This window comes from Prosthecomicrobium pneumaticum (assembly GCF_014199915.1).
Lineage (GTDB): Bacteria > Pseudomonadota > Alphaproteobacteria > Rhizobiales > Kaistiaceae > Prosthecomicrobium > Prosthecomicrobium pneumaticum.
In genome coordinates this window covers 1-24,050 of record NZ_JACHOO010000009.1, presented here as the reverse complement: position 1 = coordinate 24,050, position 24,050 = coordinate 1, and the positions used below count along the sequence as shown (strand labels likewise).

Sequence of the window (24,050 nt, the reverse complement as noted above, 5' to 3'; positions counted from 1 at the left end):
CTTCCTCGCGACACGCCCCCTTCTCCCTTCCCCCTCGTGGGGGAGGGCCGGGGAGGGGGGCGACCGGGAGCCGTCCTCCGAGGCGGGAGACGAAGCCGCACGGCCCTCGCCATCCGTCGTCCCCGCGAAGGCGGGGACCCATCGAACTGCGGACCGCTCTTCTGCCGGCCCCCCTCTCCCTCTCTCCCCCACGAGGGGGGAGAGAGGCTCTTCCCTTGACGGCGCCGCTCGGCCGGCGAGCGACAGCGAACCGGGGCGCGCACTTCTCCCTCCCCCCTTGTGGGGGAGGGCCGGGGAGGGGGGCGGCCGGGCGCCGTCCTCCGAGGCGCCGTCGCCCGGCGCCCCGCGGATGAAGCCTGCCACGGCGCCGGGGGCGACGGGGGCGCCGAATGAAGCGCAGCCCACCCTTCGCCTCGCCAATCTGATGCGGCTCGCGCATCCCTATTCCGTAGACCTCTATGTCGAGACGACGCTGCGCCGCGCGAAGATCGTGCTCGTCCGGATGATGGGCGGCGCCGGCTACTGGCCCTACGGGCTCGAGGCGCTCAGGGCGCTGTCGCGCGCCGGCGGGCCGAAGCTCGCGGTCGTGCCGGGCGACGGGCGCTGGGACGCTTCGCTCGAAGCGTGGTCGACCGTGCCGGTCGAGGATTGCCGCCTCCTGTGGCAGGCCTGCCTCGCCGGCGGGCCGGAGAACCTTCGCCGTGCGCTCGCGCTGATGGCGCATCTCGCCGGCGCGGGCGACCGGCCGGGTGAGGTCGAGCCGCTGCCGGTCGCCGGCTTCTGGCGGCCGGGGGAGGGTGTCGTCGACCGCTCGGCGGCGCTCGCCGCGCTCGGCGACAGGCCGGTGGCGCTCCTCACCTTCTATCGCGCCCTTGTCGAGGGCGGCGCGACCGCGCCGGTCGATGGCCTCGTCGCCGCGCTCGCCGAACGCGGCATCGCCGCGCTGCCGGTCTTCGTGCCGAGCCTCAAGGATCGGGCCGCCGAGGCGCTGCTCGCGGATGTGATGGCCGAGCGGCCGCCGGCGATCGTGCTGAACGGCACCGCCTTCGCCGTGTCGCGGCCCGGCCGGCCGCATGACGGCACGGTGCTCGATCGCGCCGGCCGGCCCGTCCTGCAGGTCGTCTTCGCCGGCACGAGCCGTGAGGCCTGGGCGGCGAGCGCCCGCGGCCTCGCCCCGCGCGATCTCGTCATGAACGTCGTGCTGCCGGAGGTCGACGGCCGGATCCTGACGCGGCCGGTCTCTTTCAAGGAGGAGCAGGCGCTCGACCCGCTGACCGACAGCCGGCTCCGCACCTATCGACCGGACGGGGAGCGCATCGCCTTCGTCGCCGAGCAGGCGGCGCGCTGGGCGCGGCTCGCGGCGAAACGCCCTTCCGAGCGGCGGATCGCCCTCGTGCTGTCCAACTATCCCGACCGCGACGGCCGGATCGGCAATGGCGTCGGCCTCGACACGCCGGAAAGCGCCGCCCGCATCGCAGCGGCGATGGCCGCTGCGGGCTACACGCTGCCGGGCTTCCCGAAGACCGGCCGGGCGCTGATGGACCGGCTGCTGGCGGGCAGGACGAACCGCAAGCCCGGACAGGCGGCTCTCCCTCCCCCCTCGTGGGGGAGGGCCGGGGAGGGGGGCGACTTCGAACCGTCCTCTCCCCCCGTCATGCCGGCCTCCGTGCCGGCATCCCTAATCGTGCGGAATGCGGAAAGCGAGAAGACGGCGACATCCCATGGGACTGCGGCACGCGGACAGCCCGGCGTCACGATCATGGACCCCGGAACGGAGGCCGGGGTGACGGGCGCGTGCGACGGCGCGGACGCCGTCGAGACCATCCGTCTGCCGCTGTCCGCCTACCGTGCTTTTCACGACGCCCTGCCCGAGGCGGCGCGCGCCGCGCTCGCCGCCCGATGGGGGGCGCCGGAGGACGATCCGGCGCTCGAGGGCGGAGCCTTTCCGCTCGCGCTGCACCGGTTCGGTGCGGTCGTCGTCGGCATCCAGCCGGCGCGTGGCTATGGCATCGATCCGAAGCGCACCTATCACGATCCCGATCTCGTGCCGCCGCACGCCTATCTCGCCTTCTATGCCTGGCTGCGGATGGAGTTCGGCGCCGATGCGGTGCTCCATCTCGGCAAGCACGGCAATCTCGAATGGCTGCCCGGCAAGGCGCTCGGCCTGTCGGCGGAATGCTGGCCGGAGATTGCGCTCGGGGCGACGCCGCTCGTCTATCCCTTCATCGTCAACGATCCCGGCGAGGGGGCGCAGGCGAAGCGGCGGTCGTCCGCGGTGATCGTCGACCACCTGATGCCGGCGATGACGCGGGCGGAGGCGCACGGCCCGTTCGCGGCGCTCGAGACGCTGCTCGACGAGCACCACCTCGCCGCCGCCGACCCGCGCCGCCGCCGCGCGCTGGAGCGCGACCTGCTCGACCTCGCGGCACGGCACGGCATCGACCGCGATCTCGAACTCGGCGGGGCGGCGGAGGCCGAGCGGCTGCGGGCGATCGACGCGCATCTCTGCGAACTCAAGGAACTGCAGATCCGCGACGGCCTCCATATCCTCGGCGCGGCTCCGGCGGACGGCGCCCGGATCGACACGCTGGTCGCCATCGCGCGCGTGCCGCGGAGTGGCGGCCGGCCGGAGGACGCCTCGCTCCACCGCGCGCTCGCCGCCGATCTCGGCCTCGCCGGCTTCGACCCGCTCGCCTGCGACCTCGCGGAGCCCTGGACCGGAGCCCGGCCGGCGTCGCTCGCAGCACTCTCCGACGCAATGTGGCGTACGGCGGGCGACACGGTCGAACGGCTGGAATTGCTGGCCCGGCGGGCGGTGGAGAGCGCCCTCGATGACCCGCGCAGCCTTCTCCCTCCCCCCTCGTGGGGGAGGGTCGGGGAGGGGGGCGACTTCGAACCGTCCTCTCCCCCCGTCATGCCGGCCTCCGTGCCGGCATCCATAATCGTGCGGACGGGGGAAAGAGAGCAGACGGCGACGCCCCACGAGGCACCGCCGCACGAACAGCCCGGCGTCACGATTATCGACCCCGGCACAGCGGCCGGGGTGGCGGCCGATTTGGACGGCAAGGTCGCCGCGGTCCTCCACTGGATCGCCGTCGACCTCGGCCCCCGGCTCGACCGGTCCGGCGGCGACGAGATCGCGGCCGTGCTCGCCGCGCTCGACGGGCGCTTCGTGCCGCCCGGGCCGTCCGGCGCGCCGACGCGGGGGCGGGCCGACGTGCTGCCGACCGGCCGCAACTTCTATTCGGTCGACACCCGCGCCGTGCCGACCGAGGCGGCGTGGCGGATCGGGCGGGACTCGGCCGAGGCGCTGGCGCTCCGCTATTTCCAGGACGAGGGCGAATGGCCGCGCTCCGTCGCGATCTCCGCCTGGGGCACGGCGAACATGCGCACCGGCGGCGACGACATCGCGCAGGTGCTGGCGCTCGTCGGCGCCGAACCGGTCTGGGAGCCGGGGACGGGCCGCGTGACCGGGTTCAAGGTATTGCCGCTCGCCGCGCTGAAGCGGCCGCGGATCGACGTGACGCTGCGCGTCTCCGGGCTCTTCCGCGACGCCTTTCCCGAGCAGATCGACCTGATCGACAGCGCGATCCGGGCGGTCGCCGCGCGCGATGAGCCGGACGAGGCCAACCCGCTCGCCGCCGCGCGGCGGCAAGAGGCTGATCTCGCCCGGGTTTTCGGTGCCGAGCCGGGCGCATACGGGGCCGGGCTGCAGGCGCTGATCGACGAGGGCGCCTGGGACCGGCGGGCGGATTTCGCCGACGCCTTCCTCGCCTGGGGCGGCTACGCCTATGGCGGCGGGCGCGAGGGCGAGGCGGCGCGCGACCGGCTGGCGGCGCGGCTCGCGGTCGCCGACGCGGTGATCCAGAACCAGGACAACCGCGAGCACGATCTCCTTGATTCCGATGATTATTATCAGTTTCAGGGCGGGCTCGCGGCGACGATCGAGACGCTCAAGGGCAGGGCGCCGCGGGTCTATCTCGGCGACCATTCCCGGCCGGAACGGCCGGTGATCCGGCCGCTCGCCGAGGAGATCGGCCGCGTCGTGCGCGGCCGCGCCTCGAACCCGAAATGGATCGCCGGCGTGATGCGGCACGGCTACAAGGGTGCCTTCGAGATCGCCGCGACGGTCGATTACCTCTTCGCCTTCGCCGCGACGACGCATGCGGTCGGTGACCACCATTTCGACGCGCTCTACGAGGCTTACCTCGCCGACGAGGCCGTGCGCGGCTTCATCGGGCGGGAGAATCCGGCAGCGCTCGCCGAGATCGCCGCACGCCTGCGCGAGGCGGTCGACCGCGGCCTCTGGTCGCCGCGCTCGAACAGCGCCTACGATGCCCTCGTCCGGCTCGCCGGACGCGCCGAGGAGACGACGCCATGAGTTCCGAGACCGAGAGCCCCGAGACCGAGCCCGCCGACCATCACGCCGCGCCGCTCGCCGACGAGGCCCGCCACGCCGAAAAGATGAAGAAAAAGAAGGCGGTGCGCGACCGGATGATGGAAGGGAAGACGATCGAGAAAGGGCTCCTGATCGTCCATACCGGCAAGGGCAAGGGCAAGTCGACGGCGGCCTTCGGGATGTTGTTCCGGGCGCTCGGCCACGGCATGCCGGTCGCCGTCGTGCAGTTCGTCAAGGGTGCGATGGACACCGGCGAAACGAAGGCGCTCGCCGCCTTCGGCGATCTCGCGGAGGTGCACCGGCTCGGCGAGGGCTTCACCTGGGAGACGCAGGACCGCCAGCGCGACATCGCCGCGGCCCGCCGCGCCTGGGAGGTCGCGAAGCGGCTGATCGCCGGCGGCGAGCGGCGGATCGTGCTGCTCGACGAGCTCAACATCGTGCTGCGCTACGATTACCTGCCGCTCGACGAGGTGCTCGCCTTCCTGGCGACCGAGAAGCCGGAGGACGTCCATGTCGTCGTCACCGGCCGCAACGCGCCCGACGCGCTGATCGAGACGGCCGACCTCGTCACCGAGATGGAAATGATAAAACACCCGTTCCGCTCGGGGGTTAAGGCGCAGATCGGGATCGAGTTCTGAGGCCGCGGCGATGAGGAAGGCCCTCACCCCGACCCTCTCCCGCGAGCGGGAGAGGGGGAGTGTCGCTCTCGGGGGCGTCGGCCGGCGTGAGGGCCTTTCGCGGTGACCCCCGCCATCATGCTGCAGGGCACCGGGTCGAATGTCGGCAAGTCGCTGCTCGTCGCCGGGCTGTGCCGGCTGTTCGCGCGGCGGGGGCTGCGGGTGGTGCCGTTCAAGCCGCAGAACATGTCGAACAACGCCGCGGTGACGGCCGATGGCGGCGAGATCGGGCGGGCGCAGGCCCTCCAGGCGCGTGCCGCCGGAATGGCGCCGAGCGTCGACATGAATCCGGTCCTCCTCAAGCCGGAGAGCGAGACCGGGGCGCAGGTGATCGTGCATGGGCGCCGCTTCGGGACCATGCGGGCGGCCGAATATGGCAGCCGGAAGAAGGAGTTGCTGCCGAAGGTCGTGGAGAGCTTCGAGCGGCTCGCGGCCGTCGCCGATCTCGTGATCGTGGAAGGGGCGGGCAGTCCGGCGGAGGTCAATCTGCGCGCCGGCGACATCGCCAATATGGGTTTCGCCGCGGCGACGGAGGTGCCGGTGGTGCTCGCCGGCGACATCGACCGCGGCGGCGTGATCGCCAGCCTCGTCGGCACCCGGGCAATCCTCGACGAGGACGACAGGAGCCGCATAAAGGGGTTCTTGATCAACAAGATGCGCGGGGATGTCGACCTCTTCTCGAAGGGGCTCGATGTGATCCGCGCGGCGACCGGCTGGGCCTCGCTCGGCGTCGTGCCGTGGTTTCCCGCGGCGCATCTCCTGCCGGCGGAGGACATGCTCGATCTCGCCGGCCGCGGCACCCGGCGCGCGGGAGGGCTGTCGGTCGCCGTGCCGATGCTGCCCCGCATCGCCAATTTCGACGATCTCGATCCGCTCCGCATGGAGCCCGGCGTGACGGTCGACTTGATCCAGCCGGGGCGGTTCATACCACCCTGCGATGTGGTGCTTCTGCCTGGATCAAAGAGCACGATGGCTGATCTCGCCGCGCTGCGGCGGGAGGGCTGGGACATCGACATCCGCGCCCATCACCGGCGCGGCGGACGGGTGCTCGGGCTTTGCGGCGGCTACCAGATGCTCGGCCGCACGATCGCCGATCCGGACGGGATCGAGGGGCCGGCCGGCACGGTGGAGGGGCTCGGCCTGCTCGCCGTCGACACCGTGCTTTCGGGCGACAAGCGGACGGTGCCGTTCGCCGGCCGGCATGTCGGCACGGGGGAGGCGGTCACCGGCTACGAGATCCATCTCGGCCGCACGAACGGGCCGGACACCGACCGGCCATTGGTCACCGGCCCGGCAGGCCCGGACGGCGCGGTCTCGGCGGACGGGCTCGTCGCCGGCAGCTATGTGCACGGGCTGTTCGCCGCCGACGGCTTCCGCCGGGCCTATCTCGCCGCGCTCGGCGTGCCGGGCTCGGACCTCGCCTATGAGGCGCGGGTCGAGGAGACGCTCGACCGGCTCGCCGACCATCTGGCGACGCATCTCGATGTGGCGGCGCTGCTGTCGATCGCAAGGGCGCGGTAGCGTTCGGCGCGCTCAGGACAGGGCGAAGGTGGCGAGGACCAGCCAGCCGAGCGCGGCGGCGGCGATCATCAGCTTCAGCGCCTCGCGGATGTCGCGCGGGCGGACGCCGCGCCGGCCGGCCGGGTTGAGGAAGGGATCGTCGACGACGACGCCGTGATAGCGGCGCGGGCCGGCGAGGGCGAGCCGGAGCGCGCCGGCGGCGGCGGCCTCCGGCCAGCCGGCATTCGGCGAGCGGTGCTTGCGGGCGTCGTCGAGCATCGCCGCGAAGGCGTCCGGGATGCGGCCGCCGACGACCGGCGCGGCGAGCACGATCAGGCCGGCGGCGATGCGGCTCGCCGGCAGGTTGACGAGATCGTCGAGCCGCGCGGCCGCCCAGCCGAACGCCTCATGGCGCGGCGTCCGGTGGCCGATCATCGAATCGGCGGTGTTGATCGCCTTGTAGGCGAGGAGACCGGGCAGTCCGGCTGCGGCGAACCAGAAGGCCGGGGCGACCAGCCCGTCGGAGAAATTCTCGGCCGCCGATTCGACCGCGGCGCGGCAGACGCCCGCCTCGTCGAGACTGTCCGGATCGCGGCCGACGATGCGGGCGACGGCGGTCCGCGCCGCCGGCAGGCCGCCGCGATCGAAGGCGTCGGCGACGGCGCGGACATGGTCGTAGAGGCTGCGGCCGGCGAGCATCACCGCCACGACGAGGACGGTGGCGAAGAAGCCCCACCAGCTGTTGTCGAACAGCCAGTCGAGCGCGACCCCCGCCGCGATCGCGACGGCGACGAGGAGGACGACCGCGACGACGCCGAGCGCGCGGCGCGTCGGGGTCGCCATGTCCTCGCGATTGAGCGTCCGGTCGAGCAGGCCGATCAGCGCGCCGAACCAGGTGACCGGATGGGGCAGGCGGCGCCACAGCCAGTCCGGATCGCCGATCGCGGCGTCGACGAGGAGGGCGAGGGCGAGCGCGGCGAAATGAAGGTCGAGCCAATCGGCAATCACGGCACCGATATCTCCTGCCGGGCGCGGGCGAGCATCGCGATCGCCGCGGGAAGGGAAGGGCCGCCGCAGACGGTGAGCCGCGCCGGCAGGACGATCCGCCGGTCGGGCGGGAACAGCGCGGCGAGCGCCGGATGGGCGAGCAGCGCGCGGCCCTGGTCTTCCGCCGGCCCCGCCGCCTCGCCGACGAGCAGATAATCGGGCGGCGCCGCGACCATCCGCTCGAGCGGCACGAGCCCGCCCGAACGCCCGGCGAGCACCGCGCCGGCATCGGCGAAGCCGGCGAGCCGGATCAGCTCGCCGGTCAGCGTGTCGCCGCCGGTCACCCAGCCGCGTCGCTGATAGACCGCGACCGCCGGCCGCGAGGGGTGCGCCGCCGCGGCCGCTGCGGCCTCGGCCCGCGCCCGCTCGATCGCGGCCACCAGCGCCTCGCCCGCCTCCGCCCGGCCGATGAGAGCCGCGACCGCGCGGATCTGCGCGATCGATTCGTCGATGGTGCGCACCGAGGCGAGCTCGACGACACGGAAGCCGAGCCGTTTCAGCATCTCGCGCGTCTCGCGCTTCGTATAGCGCCCGGCGAGCACGAGATCCGGCCGGCGCGCGATCACGGTCTCCGCCGGCCCGGCATCGTGCGGGAACCGGGCGGCCTCGGCGGCGAGAAAAGAGAGCGAGGGATCGTCGGCATAGAGCGACAGCGCGGCGATCTGGCCCGGATCGGCGAGCGCGAGGAGGAGCTGGTCGGCGCAGGCATTGATGGAGACGACGCGGGCGGGCGCGCCCGGGCTTTCCCTCACCCCGGCCCTCTCCCGCGAGCGGGAGAGGGGGGCGTCGGCGGCCGCTCCCGGAGTGTACGCATCGCGCCTGTTGGTGTCTGCGAGCGCGACGCGGGTGATCCCCTCTCCCGCCTGCGGGAGAGGGGTGGGTGAGGGCTCTTCCTCGCCGGGGGCCGTTCGGGAGGCGGAGGGGAAGGCCCTCACCCCGGCCCTCTCCCGCGAGCGGGAGAGGGGGCCCCCCGGCCCTGCTCCCGGAAAGGCGTCAGCGTCGCGCCTGTTGGTGTCTGCGAGCGCGACGGTTGTCGTCCCCTCTCCCGCTTGCGGGAGAGGGTAGGGTGAGGGGCTTCCTTCTTCTCCACCCAGGACTGCACCGGCGGCGCCGGCGGCGAGGAGCGTGGCGAGCGTCGCGAGGAGGGGGCGGAAGCGCATGGCGGGAGCTCGGCTGGGGACGGGCCGCGCGTCCGGCTTGCCGAGCGCGCGCCCCTCGTCTACGCCTTCGCGAGCCGGCCGCAAAGCCGGTCGGGCCCGGGACACTCGACGTGACGGGCGCGCCAGCCAGATCGATCCATTCGAGGTCTGCCATGCAAGCGAAGCGGCGGGATGCAACCGCCCTCCTTCTCCCCATTATGATCGCCCTTCCGGGCGCGGCGGCGGCCGAGCCGGCGGTGCTCGACGAGATCGTCGTCACCGCCAATCGCGGCCCGACCGCACTCTCGGAGACCGGCAGCGCGGTCACCGTGCTCGACCGCGACGCGATCGACCGTGCCTCCGCCGGCTCGCTCGTGTCATTGCTGCGCACCGTCCCGGGGCTCTCCGTCTCCGAAAGCGGCGGGCCGGGCGGCACGATCGACGTGCGGCTGCGCGGCGCCGAGACCGGCCACACGCTGGTGCTGATCGACGGGGTGCGGGTCAATGATTCCGCAGGCTCGCGCGACGAGTTCGATTTCTCCGTGCTCACCCCGACCGACATCGAGCGCATCGAGGTGCTGCGCGGGCCGCAGAGTGCGCTCTACGGCTCCGACGCGATCGGCGGCGTCATCAACATCGTCACCCGGCGGCCGGACAGGGGCGTCTCCGCCCATGCTTCCGTCGAGGCCGGCTCCTACGGCACGGTGGCGACGCGCTTCGGCGGCGCGGCGGGGAACGACGCGATCCGGCTGTCGGGGAGCGGCGCGATCGTCCGCACCGACGGCTTCAGCCGGGTCGGCGACCGCGATTCCTCGGAGGCGGACGGAGCGGCGAAACTCGCCGGCACGGTGCGCGCCGAACTCGGCACGCCGGGCGACGGGCCGCTGCTCGAGCTCGGCGTCAGCGGCTACGACCAGTCGGCCGATTACGACAAGGCGCCGCCCTCGCTCTCGGATGCCTGTCCGAGCGTCGACCTCGCCTGTTACAAGGACGCGGCGGCGATCCGCGGCGAGGCGAAGAACGAGACCGAGAAATCGCTCGTCACCGGTTTTGCCAAGCTCTCCGGCAGCGCCTTCGACGACCGGTTCGAGCCGTCGCTCACCCTCTTCGGCACCGATTACGACCGCGAGAACCGGGAGCCCGGCACGTCGTCGACCCGGGTCGACCATTTCGCCTCGACGAGCTTCGGCGCGGAATATCAGGGGACGATCGGGCTCGACGCCTATGGCGATCTGACGCTCGGCGGCCGGCTGGAGCGCGAGCAGGCCCGTTACGACACGGAGAACGCCACCGGCTTCACGGCCTATGAAAGCGACCGGACGCTCTATGCGCTGTTCGCGCTGCATCAGGTGAGCCTTTTCGACGACCTGCATCTCTCCTTCGCCGGCCGCTATGACGGCGATCCGGACGGCGCGGATTTCCTGACCGGCCGCGTCACGGCGGCCTATGACCTCGCCGATCTCGGCACGACGCTGCGGGCGAGCGCCGGCACCGGCGCGAAGCGGGCGACGGCCTATATGATCGGCAGCAATCTCGCCTATCAGCCCTCCTATCCGGACCTCATCTCCGCCGATATCGCGCCGGAGAAGAGTGTCGGCTTCGATCTCGGGATCGACCAGAGCCTGTTCGACGGCCGGCTCCGTTTCTCGGCGACCGGCTTCTACAACCGGTTCGAGGACCTGATCAGCTTCGTCTCGATCGCCTATCCGGCGGGCTATTTCGAGAACGTCGCCCGCGCCGAGGCGCACGGGCTCGAACTGTCGGCGAACGCCACGCTGATCGAGGGCTGGCTGGCGGCGGACGCGACCTGGACCTGGCAGCGGACCGAGGACCTCGACACGGGCCTCGCGCTCGCCCGCCGGCCGGAGAATTCCGGCACGCTCGGCCTGACGCTGACCGGCATCGACCGCTTCGAAAGCCGGGCGGCGCTCACCTATGTCGGCGAGCAGTTCAACAAGGCGGGCGAGGTGGAGAAGATCGACTCCTATCTGCGGCTCGACCTCTCCGCCTCCTACAGGCTGGCGCCGCAGACGACGCTGACCGGCCGGATCGAGAACGTCACCGACGCCGACTATCAGGACCCGCTCGGCTACAACACGGCCGGCCGCTCCTATTATGTCGGCCTCGCCTGGACCTATTGACCGATGACCGCCGCCGCGACCGCGCCGCAGGAGACCGACCGCCGCGGCGTGCGCGTCGGCGGGTGGTCCCGTGCGTGTGCAGGGCGCACGGGCGGTGTCGTCGATCCTCCCTGGAGGTCTCCGTCCCCTCGGGACGGCGACGAGGCGCAGGGCTCTCCGCCCGTCTTCCCCGCCGAGGCGGGGAGCCCTGTCGCCGAGAATGGTGCGCCCCCTCCCGTCCGTCATGCCGGCGAAAGCCGGGAGGCATCAATCCGCGGACGGCTCGCCTGCCGGCCCCCCTCTCCCTCTCTCCCCCGCGAGGGGGGAGAGAGGCTCCCGGGCGGGCGCCGGCGCGCCGTCGGAGGACGGGGAAGGAGAGGCAAGTGCCCCCTTCTCCCTCCCCCCTTGTGGGGGAGGGCCGGGGAGGGGGGCGGCCGGGTGGAGGCCTCTCCGCCCGCCGACGGCCCTGCACGGCCCCCTCCGTCCGTCATGCCGGCCTCCGTGATCGTGACGAATGGCAGAGAGGTGGTGCGGGCGCCCGATGGGTCACTCTCGCCCGGACGGCCCGGCGGCACGCTCATGGACCCCGGCACGGAGGCCGGGGTGACGGGTGTGTGGGGTGGGGACCGGGCTTGGACGGGTGTGTGGGGTGGGGACCGGGCCGGGGTGATGGAGCGAGGGGCGAGATGACGGACGAGAGGGGCGGGCCGTCCTCGCCGCGCTCCCGCGCGCCCGTCGCGGGGCTCGCTTGCGTGCTCGCGCTGCTCTTCGTCGTGTCGCTCGGGGTCGGGCCGGTGTGGCTGTCGCCGGCCGAGGCGCTCGGCGGGCTGACGGGGCTCGGCTCCGAGGCGGCGCGGCTGATCGTCGTCGAGATCCGGCTGCCGCGGGCACTGCTCGCGCTGATGATCGGCTTCTCGCTCGGGCTTTCCGGCGCGGCGCTGCAGGGGCTGTTGCGCAACCCGCTCGCGGCGCCGTCGCTGTTCGGTGCACCGTCGGCGGCAGCGTTCGGCGCCGTGCTCGCCATCGCGCTCGGCCTCGTCGACACGCTCTCCTTCGCGCTGCCGGTCGCCGCGCTCGCCGGGGCGCTCGTCTCGGTGGCGCTGCTCGTCCTCGTCGCCGGGCCGCGCGCGAGCCTCCTCGTCGTCATCCTCGCCGGGCTCGCCATATCGAGCCTCGCCGGCGCGGCCACCTCGCTCGCCCTCAACCTCGCGCCCAATCCCTTCGCGGCGCTCGAGATCGCCTTCTGGCTGCTCGGCTCGCTCGAGGACCGGTCGCTGCGCCATGTGCTGATCGCCGCGCCCTTCATCGCCGCCGGCACGGCGCTGCTCTTCGCCGACGGCCGCGCCTTCCGCGCCCTGACGCTGGGCGAGGAGGCGGCGGCGAGCCTCGGCTTCCCGCTCGCCCGGGTGCGCTTCCGTGTCGTGCTCGGCGTCGCGCTCGCGGTCGGCGGCGGCGTCGCGGTCGCCGGCTCGATCGGCTTCGTCGGCCTCGTCGCGCCGCATCTCGTGCGGCCCTTCGTGCGGAACGACCCCGGGCGGCTGCTGCTACCGGCTGCGCTCGCCGGGGCGGTGCTGCTCTCGGCGGCCGATATTCTGGTCCGGATGATCCCGTCGCAGGGCGAGATCCGGCTCGGCGTCGTCACCGCGCTCATCGGCGCGCCGTTCTTCATCTGGCTGGTCTTCGCGCGCCGCCGCAGCCTGTCGGGGGAGCCGGCATGAGCACGCCCTTGCTCGCCGCGGACCGCGTCACCGTCGCGCTCGGCGGCCGCGTCGTGCTCGAGGGCGCGACGCTCGCGCTTCGCGCCGGCGAGCGGCTGGCGATCGTCGGGCCGAACGGCGCGGGGAAGACGACGCTCATCCGCGCGTTCGCCGGGCTCGAGCGCCCGAAGGAGGGCGCGGTCACCCTCGACGGCGTGCCGCTCGCCGGCGTGGCGCCGCGGGCGCGGGCGCGGCGGATCGGCTATCTGCCGCAGGGGCACGTGTTCCACTGGCCGCTGCCGGTCGCCGATGTCGTGGCGCTCGGCCGGCTGCCGCACGGCGCAGGGAGCGCGGCCGACCGGGACGCGGTCGCCGCGGCGCTGGCCGCGACCGATCTCGAGGCGTTCGCCGACCGGCCGGTGACGACGCTGTCGGGCGGCGAGCGGGCGCGGGTGGCGATCGCCCGCGTGCTCGCCGGCGCGCCGGCCGTGATCCTCGCCGACGAGCCGATCGCCGCGCTCGACCTGCGCTATCAGCTCGTCGTGCTCGATCTTCTCGCCCGCCACGCGGCGGCCGGCGGCGCCGTCGCCGTCGTGCTGCACGATCTCGGCCTCGCGGCGCGCTTCGCGGACCGCATCGTCGTGCTCGACCGCGGCCGGATCGTCGAGGACGGGCCGGCGGAGGCGGTGCTGACGCCGGAACGGCTCGCCGCGACCTTCGGCGTGTCGGCGGCGGTGGAGCGGCGGAACGGCCGGCTCGTCGTGATCGCCGATCAGCCGGCCTGAAGCGCGGCGGCGAGGCGCGCGCGGCCGTCCCCGGTCGGCACGCCGAAGCGGATCCAGTCGCTGCGCGTGGAAAAGATGCGCGTCCAGATGCCGGCGCGGGCGAGGGCGGCGTGCCGATCATGCGCGCGTGGGTGCGCGGCGAGCACGAACAGGCCGGCGCGGCCGATGATCGTCAGGCCGTGACCGGCGAGCAGCGCGGCGAGGGCGTGCGAATCCGCATCGAGGCGCGCCCGGGTCGCGACCTGCCACGGGATGTCGGCGAGCGCGGCCGTCGCCGCCCCGATCGCCGGGCCGGAGACCGGCCAGTCGCCGAAGAGGCGGGCGAGCGGGTCGACGGCCGCCGGTGCCCCGGCGACGAAGCCGAGCCGCAGGCCGGCGAGGCCGTAGAACTTGCCGAAGGAGCGCAGCACCACCGCGGAGAGCCCGCCGAGGCGCGGCGCGAGACTGCATTCCGGCGCGCTGTCGGCGAAGGCCTCGTCGACGACGAGAAGCCCGCCCGCCGCCCCGAGCCGCCCGGCGAAAGCCGCGAGCCGCTCGGGGGGAAGGATGCGCGCCGTCGGATTGTCGGGATTGCACAGCACGACGACCGCGGCGTCGCCGGCCTCGTCGAGAGCGGCGATCGGCCGGACCGTGCGGCCCGCCGCCCGCCAGGCCTCGTCATGGCCGGAATAGGTCGGCGAGAGGATCGCGACCGGCCCCGGCGGCGCGACGAGCGGCAGCAGGCGGAGCGCGAGGTCGCTGCCGGGCGCCGCGGCGAGCGCCGCCCGATCGGCGAGGCGGTAGGCGCGCCGGGCGGTGGCGAGCAGGCCGGCGAGGGCGGCGGGGTCGGGCAGGCGGTGCGCCGTCGCGTCGAGCGGGGGGAGCGGATAGGGGCGGGGATTGATGCCGGTCGAGAGATCGAGCCAGTCCCCGGGGCGGATGCCGTAGTGCGCCGCCGCCGCGGCGAGGCCGCCGCCGTGCTTCGGCGCGGCGGGCGACGCGATGGCATCGGGCGCAGCGCGCGGTCCCGCCGGGTCATGGGCGCGGTCCGCGCCGCCTCGGGGGGCGGGATCGGTCGTCATGCGGCTCTGGGACGATGGAGGCCTCGCCCGGAATCGAACCGGGGTGCAAGGATTTGCAGTCCTCTGCGTAACCACTCCGCCACGAGGCCCTCGAATGGGGGATGTAGAGGCAAGCACCGGTCGCTGGCAAGCCCTTTCGACGCCGGTGCGCCGCGTCGTCCCCAGCGTCAGCGCGCGCCCTTTTTCCCGAACGCCTCCGGCGCGGGCCGGATGCGCCCGGGCCGCCGGTCGTCACGATGATGGACCCCGGCGCGGAGGCCGGGGTGACGGGTGCTTTGGGGGGCGAGGGCCTCCGGCTTCGGCGTATCCACCGCCCACCCCGACCCTCCCCCACGAGGGCGGAGGGAGGCCGGAGCTCTTCGTTGTCGGGCGCGAGCGCCTCGAACACCGCCCCGCCACCCGTCTGCCGGCCTCCATCATTGCTCCGGGCACGGCCCTTCCGCCCGGTGTTCCCGCGGAGGCACGAACCCGGGAAGGCGAGGGCGGGGCGTATGCGGGGCGATTTTGCGGTAGAGAACGGGTCGCGCCCGCCTCGCCGCCGCGGGGCCCCGCTCTGGAGGACGCCGTGCCCGATTTCACGCTCTTCGACATGGAACTGCGCCTCGTCGTCGCCACCTTCGTCGGCATGGCGGTCGGGCTGAACCGGGAGCTGCACGGCAAGCCGATCGGCATGCGCACGCTCGGCCTCGTTTCGCTCGGCGCCGCGCTCGTCTCGGTGGTGACCGTCAACCATCCCGCGATCGCCGGCCATCCCGATGCGCTGTCCCGCGTCATCCAGGGCATCATCCAGGGCGTGATGGCCGGCATCGGCTTCATCGGCGCCGGGGCGATCCTGCGCCGGAAGGAAGACAACGAGGTCCATAATCTCACCACGGCCGCCACCGTCTGGGTCACGGCCGCGCTCGGCATCGCCTGCGCCCTCGCCGCGTGGGCGATCGTCATCACCGGGACGGTTCTGGCGCTCCTCCTTCTCACCGCCATGCGCTTCGTCGAAGGCTGGCTCGTCTCGCTGCGCCACCGCCGCCACGAGGAGTGAACGGTCCGCTGCGGCGCCGGGGCGCGGCCGTGCGGCTTGTCACCGCGGGAACGGACCGATATTCCAGAACGGCCCGGATCCGTGTTCGGGCTCCATTCGGGGATTCCTCTGATGCTCGATTTCGCCAAGGCCCGGACCAAGATGGTCGACACCCAGGTGCGGACCGTCGACGTGACCGATTACGACCTGCTCGCTGCGCTGTCAGAGGTGCCGCGCGAGCGCTTCGTGCCGCCGCAGCTCGAGCCGCTCGCCTATATCGACGAGGACCTGCCGGTGCGGGCGCCGGAGCCCGGCCGGGCCGGCCGCTACGTGATGGAACCCGGACCCTTCGCCAAGCTCGTTCAGCTCGCCGAGATCGGCGCGGGCGAGCGGGTGCTCGATGTCGGTTGCGCGACCGGCTATTCGGCCGCCGTGCTCGCGCGGCTCGCCGGCACGGTGGTGGCGCTCGAGGAGGATGCGGGGCTCGCCGGCACGGCGCGCGAGACGCTCGATGCGCTCGGGATCGGCAATGTCGAGGTGGTCGAGGGGCCGCTCGCCGCCGGCTGGGCCGCCGGCGCGCCCTATGACTGCATCCTGATCGAGGGCGCGGTCGAACGCGTGCCGGAGGCGTTCTGCGACCAGCTCCGCGAAGGCGGTCGGCTCGTCGCCGTCGTCGGGACGTTCGGTCTCGCGGCGCGGGCGACCGTCTTCACGCGCGTCGCCGGCGCGCTCTCGGCGCGTCCCGTGTTCAACACCTATGTCCGGCCGCTGCCGGGCTTCGAGACGCCGCGCGGTTTCGTGTTCTGAGAACAGTCTCGATTTTCTTCGGCGTTCGAAGCCTGTGACTTTCGAGTATCACGGCGGCGGATTTCCGACGTTTCCCCACCATGGCGCCTTGGAGAGAATCGTCGCCCCGGGTAATCTCTTGTTAACGTGCATCGGCCTGTGTCGGTCGAGTCGCGTGGTGTTTTTCGGTGTCCGAAGGGTGGTGGTCCGGTAGGGGGGCGCCGCCTCGATCAATCGAGGTTCAGAACGTGTTCACATCGCGCCGCCTTGCCCCCCTCGCCGCCGCGCTGCTTCTCGGCACGGCCCTTTTCTCCCTGCCTGCGGGGGCCGAGACCCTCAGCCAGGCGCTCGCCACCGCCTATGCCAGCAATCCGACGCTGAACGCCGCGCGCGCCAGCCTGCGCGCCACAGACGAAGGCGTGCCGCAGGCGCTCTCCGGCTACCGTCCGACCGTCACCGGCTCGGCGAGCTACGGTCTCGGCTTCAACCGGCTGCGCTCGTCGAGCACGGCCGGCCGGACCGTCGACGTCGATTCGAGCACGGCCTCCTACAGCATCACCGTCGAGCAGCCGATCTTCCGCGGCTTCCGCACCGAGAACGGCGTCAAGCAGGCGGAATCGGCGGTGCTCGCGGCGCGCGAATCGCTCCGCTCGACCGAACAGGACGTGCTGCTCGACGCGGTCAGCGCCTATGCCGACGTCATCCAGGCGCAGGCGATCCTGACGCTGCGCCAGCAGAACATCGAGTTCCTGCGCGAGCAGGTGCGCGCCGCGCAGGACCGGCTGAATGTCGGCGAGGGCACCCGCACCGATGTCGCCCAGACCGAAGCGCGCCTCGCCTCGGGCCAGTCCGACTACAACACCGCGGTTTCCAATCTCAATTCGGCCCGCGCCACCTATGTGCAGATCGTCGGCGTGCAGCCGCGCAGCCTCTCCGCGCCGCGCTTCAACGACAAGCTGCTGCCGAAATCGGTCGACAGCGCCGTCGACACCGGGCTGAGCCGCCATCCGGCGATCCTCGCTTCGGGGTATAATGTCGACACCGCCTCCTTCAACGTGAAGGTCATCGAGGGCGAGCTTCTGCCGACCGTCGGCCTGCAGGCGAGCGTCTCGCACGACAACGAATATGTCGGCGACACCTTCAACACGAGCGCGCAGGTGCTCGGTGTCGTCAACGTGCCGATCTATGAGGGCGGGGCGACCTATTCGCGGGTCCGCCAGGCGAAGGAAACGCTCGGCCAGCGCCGCATCGAGCTCGACTCGGCGCGCGACCAGGTGCGCGCCGCGGTGATCTCGAACTGGGGTCAGCTGACGGCCGCCCGGGCGCAGATCGAGGCGGCGAATTCGCAGGTGCGCGCCGCGCAACTGGCGCTCGACGGCGTGATCGAGGAGCGCCGCGTCGGCCAGCGCACCACGCTCGACGTGCTCAACCAGCAGCAGGAAGTGCTGACCGCGCGCGAGACGCTGATCGTCGCCACCCGCAACAGCGTCGTCGCCGCCTATTCGCTGCTCTCGGCGACCGGCGGGCTGACCGCCGAGAAGCTCGGCCTTTCGGTCAAGACCTACGAGCCGCGCGAGCATTATCAGGCGGTCCGCGACAAGTGGATCGGCCTGCGCACCCCCGACGGCCGCTGACCCGGGGATAAATCGCCACGCCGCGGTGATGCCGTATCGGCGGGGCCTTCGATCCGTTAGGATTCGATCAGGAATCGCGCCGGGCGATGCGCGCGCGATTCGCAATGTGTCAGCGTGCCGAGGCAAGTGATGGCGAGGGCGAGTCAGGTTCAGGAGCCTTCGATGGAGGAGATCCTGGCCTCTATCCGACGCATCATCTCCGATGAGGAGACGGTGGCCGTGCCGCAGGCTTCCGCCCGCGCCGTGCGCCCGGTGCTGGTCGAGGAGGCGGAGCCGGCACCGGCCGAGGTCGCGGCGCCGTTCGAGAGCGCGGGTGCTCTCCGGCCCGGCGCTCTTGCGCCCTTCGAGAGCCTGGCGCAGGCTGCGGGTGCCGCGGCGGCCACGGTTTCCCCGCTCGGCTCGCCCGATCGGGAGGAAGAGATGGCGGCGCGACGGAGCGAGGACGAACTTTCTTCCGGATTTGGACGGAGCAGCGATCCCGCTCCGGCGTCTCCGCCCGGTGCCAGCGATCTCGATGCGGCGGCCCGCGCGCCGGAGACGCCGCCCGCCGACGAGATGCGGCTCGGCCCGCTTCTTTCAGACGACGCCAACGCGGCGGTCAACGCCGCCTTCGACGATCTCGCCGGGGCGCTTCTCGCGAGCCGTCCGCGGACCGTCGAGGACCTCGTCAAGGACATGCTGCGGCCGATGCTCAAAGGCTGGCTCGACAAGAACCTGCCGCCGCTCGTCGAGCGTCTGGTCCGCGAGGAGATCGAGCGGGTCTCGCGCGGCCGGTAGGGCGCCGACCGGCCCGCCGCGCCGACGACACGCGAGGCGCGTGATCGAGAAGCACCCGCCGCGGTCTCGGGGCACTTCCGGGTGGTCGGCCGTCCGGGCCGACGTCGTGAGGCGGCGCGCTTCCTCTCGGCCGATCTCTCGGCCGATTCCTGGGGCTCTCCGGGCGCCAGGATCGCCTCTCTCCGTCCCGATCATGCCCGCGTTATCTCGGCTTCCGCAGCGGCTGCGTGACGACGGGTAGGGCCGTGCGCCGCCGATCGGACGGGCACCGGACAATTTTCTGGGATCACGGGCGGCCGCCGGTTCAAATCCGCGGCCGGCTCAGTATAGTCTCCGGACGGAGGCGCGGCGACCACGATCGTCGCGACCGCCGCGCCCGCACCATCCGCAGAGACCGCGGCGCACGCCGAGCCGCGGGCCTTCCGCGCCGTCTCGCATGACGGGGCGGCGGCCTCGCGCCAAAGGGCGCTCCGCTCCGCCCTCCCGCCGATCGCGGACCGGGCGCTGGCGCCGGCGTGACGGATCCTCCGATGGCGGCCGCGCGTCGGCATCGCCTCCCGCCTTCCCGGAGCTTCGGCTCGGCCGGCCATGCTGGCGCGACGCCGCCCGCTGGGCGGCCACCGTTTCGCGCCATCCTCTCGCCCCGCTCGTCGCCGGGCCGATCTCCGAACGGGCGGTTCGCGGTCACCGTGCCGCGGGTCGCGACCAGGGATGCGGCAGCCGATCCCGGCGCGGCAGGCGGGGGTTGCTCCGCGACCACCGCCCGACCGCCCCCCGGAACCGCGCCGCCGCGGGATCGGCGCCAGTCCCCGTTGCTCGCGTCGTCGAAGCGCCGGCGCGACGGTCTCGAACGGCGGGGGGCCGCAACGGCCGCTGTGGCCGACTGTCGACACGCCTTGCGGCCGCTCTATTCCTTCATCGGGCGGTGTCCGGGCGGGCTCAGAACGGGATGTCGTCGTCCAAATCGGCCGCGTAGGACGACGCCGCTGCGGGGGCCGGGCGGCGGCTCTGTTCCATCGGGCTCGCACGGCCGAAATCGGATCCACCGGAGGAGGAGCCGTACTCGTCGCCGCTCTCGGAATTGGCGCCGCGGCCGTCGAGAAGGGTCAGTTCGCCGCGATAGGGCCGCAGCACCACCTCGGTGAAATAGCGCTCGTTGCCCGACTGGTCGGTCGCCTTGCGCGTCTCGAGCTGCCCCTCGATGTAAACCTTCGAGCCCTTCTTCAGATACTGTTCGGCGATCTTCAGCAGATTCTCGTTGAAGATCACCACCTGATGCCACTCGGTCCGCTCGCGCCGCTCGCCGCTCTGCTTGTCGCGCCAGCTCTCCGAGGTGGCGATCCGCAGATTGCAGACCCGGCCGCCGTTCTGGAAGGTCCGCACCTCGGGATCGCGTCCGAGATTGCCGATCAGGATCACCTTGTTGACGCTGCCCGCCATGTCTCAATCCTCTCTCGCCGGCGCCGCCGGCGGCCTCGACGAGGCCGGCCGCGCGGGCGCGCTGTCCGCCCCCGATCCTACGCCCTACAGCCGCGTCGCGCCGGACGGCCGCCCCGGTCGAACGCGCTTGTCCACAACGCACATTGATGACGCATGTCGATGTTCCTTTTTTGTTCTAGACATTTTCCGTCTATCTGGCAAGACTGGATCAACGGCTTCGATTCCGGCGCCCGGCAGCACCCCGGCGCTTGTCTCGCTCCGTTGAAGGCCTACATTCGCGGATCGGCGGTCGCGCCCGCCCTTCCCGACGGAACAGCATGATGGCAAGAGACGCCGAGGCCCCGGCCGCCAGGGTCATTTCGATCCGTGGCGCCCGCGAACACAATCTGAAGAATGTCGATCTCGACATTCCGCGCGACGCGCTCGTCGTGTTCACCGGCCTCTCCGGCTCGGGCAAGTCCTCGCTCGCTTTCGACACCATCTATGCCGAGGGCCAGCGCCGCTATGTCGAGAGCCTCTCGGCCTATGCGCGCCAGTTCCTCGAGATGATGCAGAAGCCGGACGTCGACCAGATCGACGGCCTTTCGCCGGCGATCTCGATCGAGCAGAAGACGACGTCGAAGAATCCGCGCTCCACCGTCGGAACGGTCACCGAGATCTACGACTATATGCGCCTGCTCTTCGCGCGGGTCGGCATCGCCTATTCCCCGGCGACCGGCCTGCCGATCGAGAGCCAGACGGTGAGCCAGATGGTCGACCGCACGCTCGCCCTGCCCGAGGGAACGCGGCTCTATCTGCTCGCGCCGATGATCCGCGGCCGCAAGGGCGAGTACAGGAAGGAGCTCGCCGAACTTCAGAAGAAGGGCTTCCAGCGGGTCCGCATCGACGGCGCCTATCACGAGATCGCCGAGGCGCCGGCGCTCGACAAGAAGCTGAAGCACGACATCGACGTGGTGGTCGACCGCATCGTGGTGCGGCCCGACATCGCCGCCCGGCTCGCCGATTCCTTCCAGACCGCGCTCGGCCTCGCCGACGGCATCGCGGTCGCGGAGTTCGCCGACGAGAAGGACGCGGCGGGGGAGCCGCGCCGGATCACCTTCTCGGAGAAGTTCGCCTGCCCCGTTTCCGGCTTCACGATCCCCGAGATCGAGCCGCGGCTGTTCTCCTTCAACAACCCTTATGGCGCCTGCCCGGTCTGTGACGGGCTCGGCACGGAGCGCAAGATCGACCCCGACCTCGTCGTCCCGGACGGCTCGGTTTCGCTGCGCGACGGGGCGGTGGCGCCCTGGGCGAAATCCTCCTCGCCCTATTACGCCCAGACGCTCGAGGCGATCGCCCGGCACTATGAGTTCGACATGGCCGCGCCCTGGGACGGCATCCCCGACGCGGCGAAGACGGCGATCCTGTTCGGCACGGGCAAGGGCGAGATCGAGTTCGTCTTCAATGACGGCCTGCGCTCCTACAAGACGGCAAAGAGCTTCGAGGGCGTCGTCTCCAATCTCGAGCGGCGCTGGCGGGAGACCGAATCGGCCTGGATGCGCGAGGAGATCGAGCGCTACCAGTCGCAGAAGCCCTGCGCCGCCTGCGGCGGGGCACGGCTGAAGCCGGAGGCGCTCGCCGTCAAGATCGACGGCCGCACCATCGCCGACGTCTCGGCGCTGTCGATCCGCGCCGCGCAGGAGTGGTTCGGCGACCTGCCCGCCCGGCTGAACGACAAGCAGAACGAGATCGCGGTCCGCATCCTCAAGGAGATCCGCGAGCGGCTCGCCTTCCTCGTCGATGTCGGGCTCGATTACCTGATGCTGTCGCGCAATTCGGGCACGCTGTCGGGCGGCGAGAGCCAGCGCATCCGGCTCGCCTCGCAGATCGGGTCGGGCCTGACGGGGGTGCTCTACGTGCTCGACGAGCCGTCGATCGGCCTGCATCAGCGGGACAATGAGCGGCTGCTCGGCACGCTGCGTCATCTGCGCGATCTCGGCAACACGGTGATCGTCGTCGAGCACGACGAGGACGCCATCCTGCAGGCCGATTACGTCGTCGATGTCGGCCCCGCGGCGGGCGTGCATGGCGGCCGGATCGTCGCGCAGGGCACGCCGGACGAGATTCTCGCCGACCCGGCCTCGCTCACGGGGCGCTATCTCTCGGGCGCACTCGCGGTCGAACTGCCGGCGAAGCGCCGGCCGGTCGCGAAGGCGAAGAAGCTCAAGGTGGTCGGGGCGACGGGGAACAATCTGAAGAACGTCACGGCCGAGATTCCGCTCTCGACCTTCACCTGCATCACCGGCGTTTCGGGCGGGGGCAAGTCGACCTTCCTGATCGACACGCTCTATCGCGCGGCGGCGCGGCGCCTGAACGGCGCACGCGAGATGCCGGCCCCGCACGAGCGGATCGACGGGCTCGAACAGCTGGACAAGGTGATCGACATCGACCAGTCGCCGATCGGCCGCACGCCGCGCTCCAATCCGGCGACCTATACCGGCGCCTTCACGCCGATCCGGGAATGGTTCGCGGGCCTCCCCGAGGCGAAGGCGCGCGGCTATCAGCCCGGGCGTTTCTCCTTCAACGTCAAGGGCGGCCGTTGCGAGGCCTGCCAGGGCGACGGCGTGATCAAGATCGAGATGCATTTCCTGCCGGACGTCTATGTGACGTGCGAGGTCTGCAAGGGCCGCCGCTACAGCCGGGAGACGCTCGAGGTCACCTTCAAGGGCAAGTCGATCGCCGATGTGCTCGACATGACGGTGGAGGAAGCGGAGGATTTCTTCGCCGCCGTTCCGGCGATCCGCGAGAAGATGACGACGCTGCGCGAGGTCGGGCTCGGCTACATCAAGGTCGGCCAGCAGGCGACGACGCTGTCGGGCGGCGAGGCGCAGCGCGTCAAGCTCGCGAAGGAACTGTCGCGCCGGGCGACGGGGCGCACGCTCTACATCCTCGACGAGCCGACGACCGGCCTGCATTTCCACGACGTGGCGAAGCTGCTCGAGGTGCTGCACGAACTCGTCGATCAGGGCAACACGGTCGCCGTGATCGAGCACAATCTCGAAGTGATCAAGACGGCCGACCACGTCATCGATTTCGGCCCTGAAGGCGGCGACGGCGGTGGCGAGATCGTCGCGACGGGCACGCCGGAACAGATCGCGCGGGAAGCACGGAGCCATACGGGGCGGTTCCTGAAGCCGGTGCTCGACAAGTCGAAGGCCTCACGGCGAGCGCGCACGGCGGAGGCGGCGGAATAGGCCCCGGCACGCCGGGATCCGCTTCGGCGGGCTCCGGTCGGGTGCGGGGCGAAAGCGGGGACCATTCCCGGACGGCGACCCGCACGATCATGGATGCCGGCACGGAGGCCGGCATGACGGGGGGAGGGGGGCTGTTCGAAAGAACGGGGAGGAGGGCCGCGGAGCGGCCGGACGGATCCGGGAGCGGCAGCCTCCCTTCCCCCTTTGTGGGGGAGGGTCGGGGTGGGGGTGACTGCGCCGAGGCCGAAGCCCGCCACGCCAGAGCACCCGTCACCCCGGCCTCCGTGCCGGGGTCTATAATCGTGACGCCGGGCGAGAGGGCGCGCCGTCACCATCCCGCACATCCCTCATCCGGGGTGCGGGGAGCACGGACACGGGTTCCATCCCGCGTACCCTCTCCACCCGTCATCCTCGCGAAGGCGAGGATCCATCACGCCGGACCGTGCTCTGTTGCATGGATTCCCGCCTTCGCGGGAATGACGGTGGGAGGACGGCCCCAAAGCGCCGACCGTCACGATTATGGATGCCGGCACGGAGGCCGGCATGACGGGTGGAGGGGGTGTTCGAAGACGTTACGCGGGTAGTGTGCGGAGCGGCCGGCCGAAGGGCCGGTCGGTCGGCTCCCGAGAGCGCCATCGCCACCAAAGCACCCGTCACCCCGGCCTCCGTGCCGGGGTCTATAATCGTGACGCCGGGCGAGAGGGCGCGCCGTCACCATCCCGCACATCCCTCATCCGGGG

General features: G+C 72.1%; 15 protein-coding genes and 1 tRNA gene. 11 read left to right on the top strand and 5 right to left on the bottom strand.

Going from position 1 to position 24,050, the window contains the following annotated elements; translation table 11 throughout:
* Positions 1–349 precede the first annotated feature (349 nt).
* The 3 genes from cobN (at position 350) to GGQ63_RS18055 (ending at position 6,597) form a co-directional block, all read left to right on the top strand.
* Entirely contained in the window at positions 350–4,381 is a 4,032-nt protein-coding gene (gene cobN, locus GGQ63_RS18065) for a cobaltochelatase subunit CobN (protein ID WP_246429867.1), read from the top strand.
* Positions 4,378–5,037 (top strand): cob(I)yrinic acid a,c-diamide adenosyltransferase, encoded by a 660-nt coding sequence (gene cobO / locus GGQ63_RS18060; RefSeq protein WP_183858019.1) that lies wholly within the window; start codon positions 4,378–4,380, stop codon positions 5,035–5,037. Before cobN ends, cobO begins: the two co-directional genes overlap by 4 nt.
* Before the next feature lie 117 nt (positions 5,038–5,154).
* Entirely contained in the window at positions 5,155–6,597 is a 1,443-nt protein-coding gene (locus GGQ63_RS18055) for a cobyric acid synthase (protein WP_183858155.1), read from the top strand.
* A 12-nt stretch (positions 6,598–6,609) separates the two neighbouring features.
* Here GGQ63_RS18055 and cbiB read toward each other — a convergent pair whose 3' ends face one another.
* Both cbiB and GGQ63_RS18045 read right to left on the bottom strand, forming a co-directional pair.
* Positions 6,610–7,584, bottom strand: a complete 975-nt coding sequence (gene cbiB / locus GGQ63_RS18050) for an adenosylcobinamide-phosphate synthase CbiB (RefSeq protein ID WP_343061201.1) — start codon at positions 7,582–7,584, stop codon at positions 6,610–6,612.
* The gene (locus GGQ63_RS18045; protein WP_343061200.1) at positions 7,581–8,375 is read right to left on the bottom strand and encodes an ABC transporter substrate-binding protein; all 795 of its coding nucleotides are present in this window, start codon (positions 8,373–8,375) and stop codon (positions 7,581–7,583) included. The genes cbiB and GGQ63_RS18045 overlap by 4 nt, the downstream gene beginning before the upstream one ends.
* Before the next feature lie 560 nt (positions 8,376–8,935).
* Between GGQ63_RS18045 and GGQ63_RS18040 the strand changes: the two genes are divergently transcribed.
* The 3 genes from GGQ63_RS18040 to GGQ63_RS18030 all read left to right on the top strand — a co-directional run bounded on the left by GGQ63_RS18040 (position 8,936) and on the right by GGQ63_RS18030 (position 13,364).
* Positions 8,936–10,903 carry a TonB-dependent receptor plug domain-containing protein gene (locus GGQ63_RS18040; protein WP_183858017.1) on the top strand — a complete coding sequence of 656 codons (1,968 nt, stop codon included), beginning with the start codon at positions 8,936–8,938 and terminating at the stop codon, positions 10,901–10,903.
* Positions 10,904–11,568: 665 nt separating this feature from the next.
* On the top strand, positions 11,569–12,600 hold the full coding sequence (locus tag GGQ63_RS18035; RefSeq protein ID WP_183858016.1) for a FecCD family ABC transporter permease: 1,032 nt from the start codon (positions 11,569–11,571) through the stop codon (positions 12,598–12,600).
* Positions 12,597–13,364: an ABC transporter ATP-binding protein gene (locus tag GGQ63_RS18030; protein ID WP_183858015.1), complete on the top strand. Its 768-nt coding sequence runs from the start codon at positions 12,597–12,599 to the stop codon at positions 13,362–13,364. The genes GGQ63_RS18035 and GGQ63_RS18030 overlap by 4 nt, the downstream gene beginning before the upstream one ends.
* On the opposite strand, the gene cobD is transcribed toward GGQ63_RS18030, so the two are convergent.
* On the bottom strand, positions 13,352–14,425 hold the full coding sequence (gene cobD, locus GGQ63_RS18025; protein ID WP_183858014.1) for a threonine-phosphate decarboxylase CobD: 1,074 nt from the start codon (positions 14,423–14,425) through the stop codon (positions 13,352–13,354). The two genes, GGQ63_RS18030 and cobD, sit on opposite strands and share 13 nt — an antisense overlap.
* Before the next feature lie 15 nt (positions 14,426–14,440).
* Positions 14,441–14,514: transfer RNA gene (locus GGQ63_RS18020), tRNA-Cys, on the bottom strand.
* A 476-nt stretch (positions 14,515–14,990) separates the two neighbouring features.
* Between GGQ63_RS18020 and GGQ63_RS18015 the strand changes: the two genes are divergently transcribed.
* From GGQ63_RS18015 to GGQ63_RS18000, 4 genes are all read left to right on the top strand, one after another.
* Positions 14,991–15,461 carry an MgtC/SapB family protein gene (locus tag GGQ63_RS18015; protein ID WP_343061199.1) on the top strand — a complete coding sequence of 157 codons (471 nt, stop codon included), beginning with the start codon at positions 14,991–14,993 and terminating at the stop codon, positions 15,459–15,461.
* A gap of 111 nt (positions 15,462–15,572) precedes the next feature.
* Positions 15,573–16,247, top strand: a complete 675-nt coding sequence (locus tag GGQ63_RS18010) for a protein-L-isoaspartate O-methyltransferase family protein (protein WP_183858013.1) — start codon at positions 15,573–15,575, stop codon at positions 16,245–16,247.
* 227 nt (positions 16,248–16,474) lie between these two features.
* Positions 16,475–17,860 carry a TolC family outer membrane protein gene (locus tag GGQ63_RS18005; protein WP_183858012.1) on the top strand — a complete coding sequence of 462 codons (1,386 nt, stop codon included), beginning with the start codon at positions 16,475–16,477 and terminating at the stop codon, positions 17,858–17,860.
* Positions 17,861–18,022: 162 nt separating this feature from the next.
* Positions 18,023–18,637 carry a PopZ family protein gene (locus tag GGQ63_RS18000; protein ID WP_246429866.1) on the top strand — a complete coding sequence of 205 codons (615 nt, stop codon included), beginning with the start codon at positions 18,023–18,025 and terminating at the stop codon, positions 18,635–18,637.
* Positions 18,638–19,576: 939 nt separating this feature from the next.
* On the opposite strand, the gene ssb is transcribed toward GGQ63_RS18000, so the two are convergent.
* A complete protein-coding gene (gene ssb / locus GGQ63_RS17995) occupies positions 19,577–20,077 on the bottom strand; it encodes a single-stranded DNA-binding protein (protein ID WP_183858010.1) in 501 nt (166 codons plus the stop codon).
* Between the two features lie 320 nt (positions 20,078–20,397).
* Here ssb and uvrA point away from each other — a divergent pair, with 320 nt between their 5' ends.
* Positions 20,398–23,310, top strand: coding sequence for an excinuclease ABC subunit UvrA (gene uvrA / locus GGQ63_RS17990; protein ID WP_183858009.1), 2,913 nt, complete (start codon positions 20,398–20,400; stop codon positions 23,308–23,310).
* The last annotated feature ends 740 nt before the right edge of the window (positions 23,311–24,050 follow it).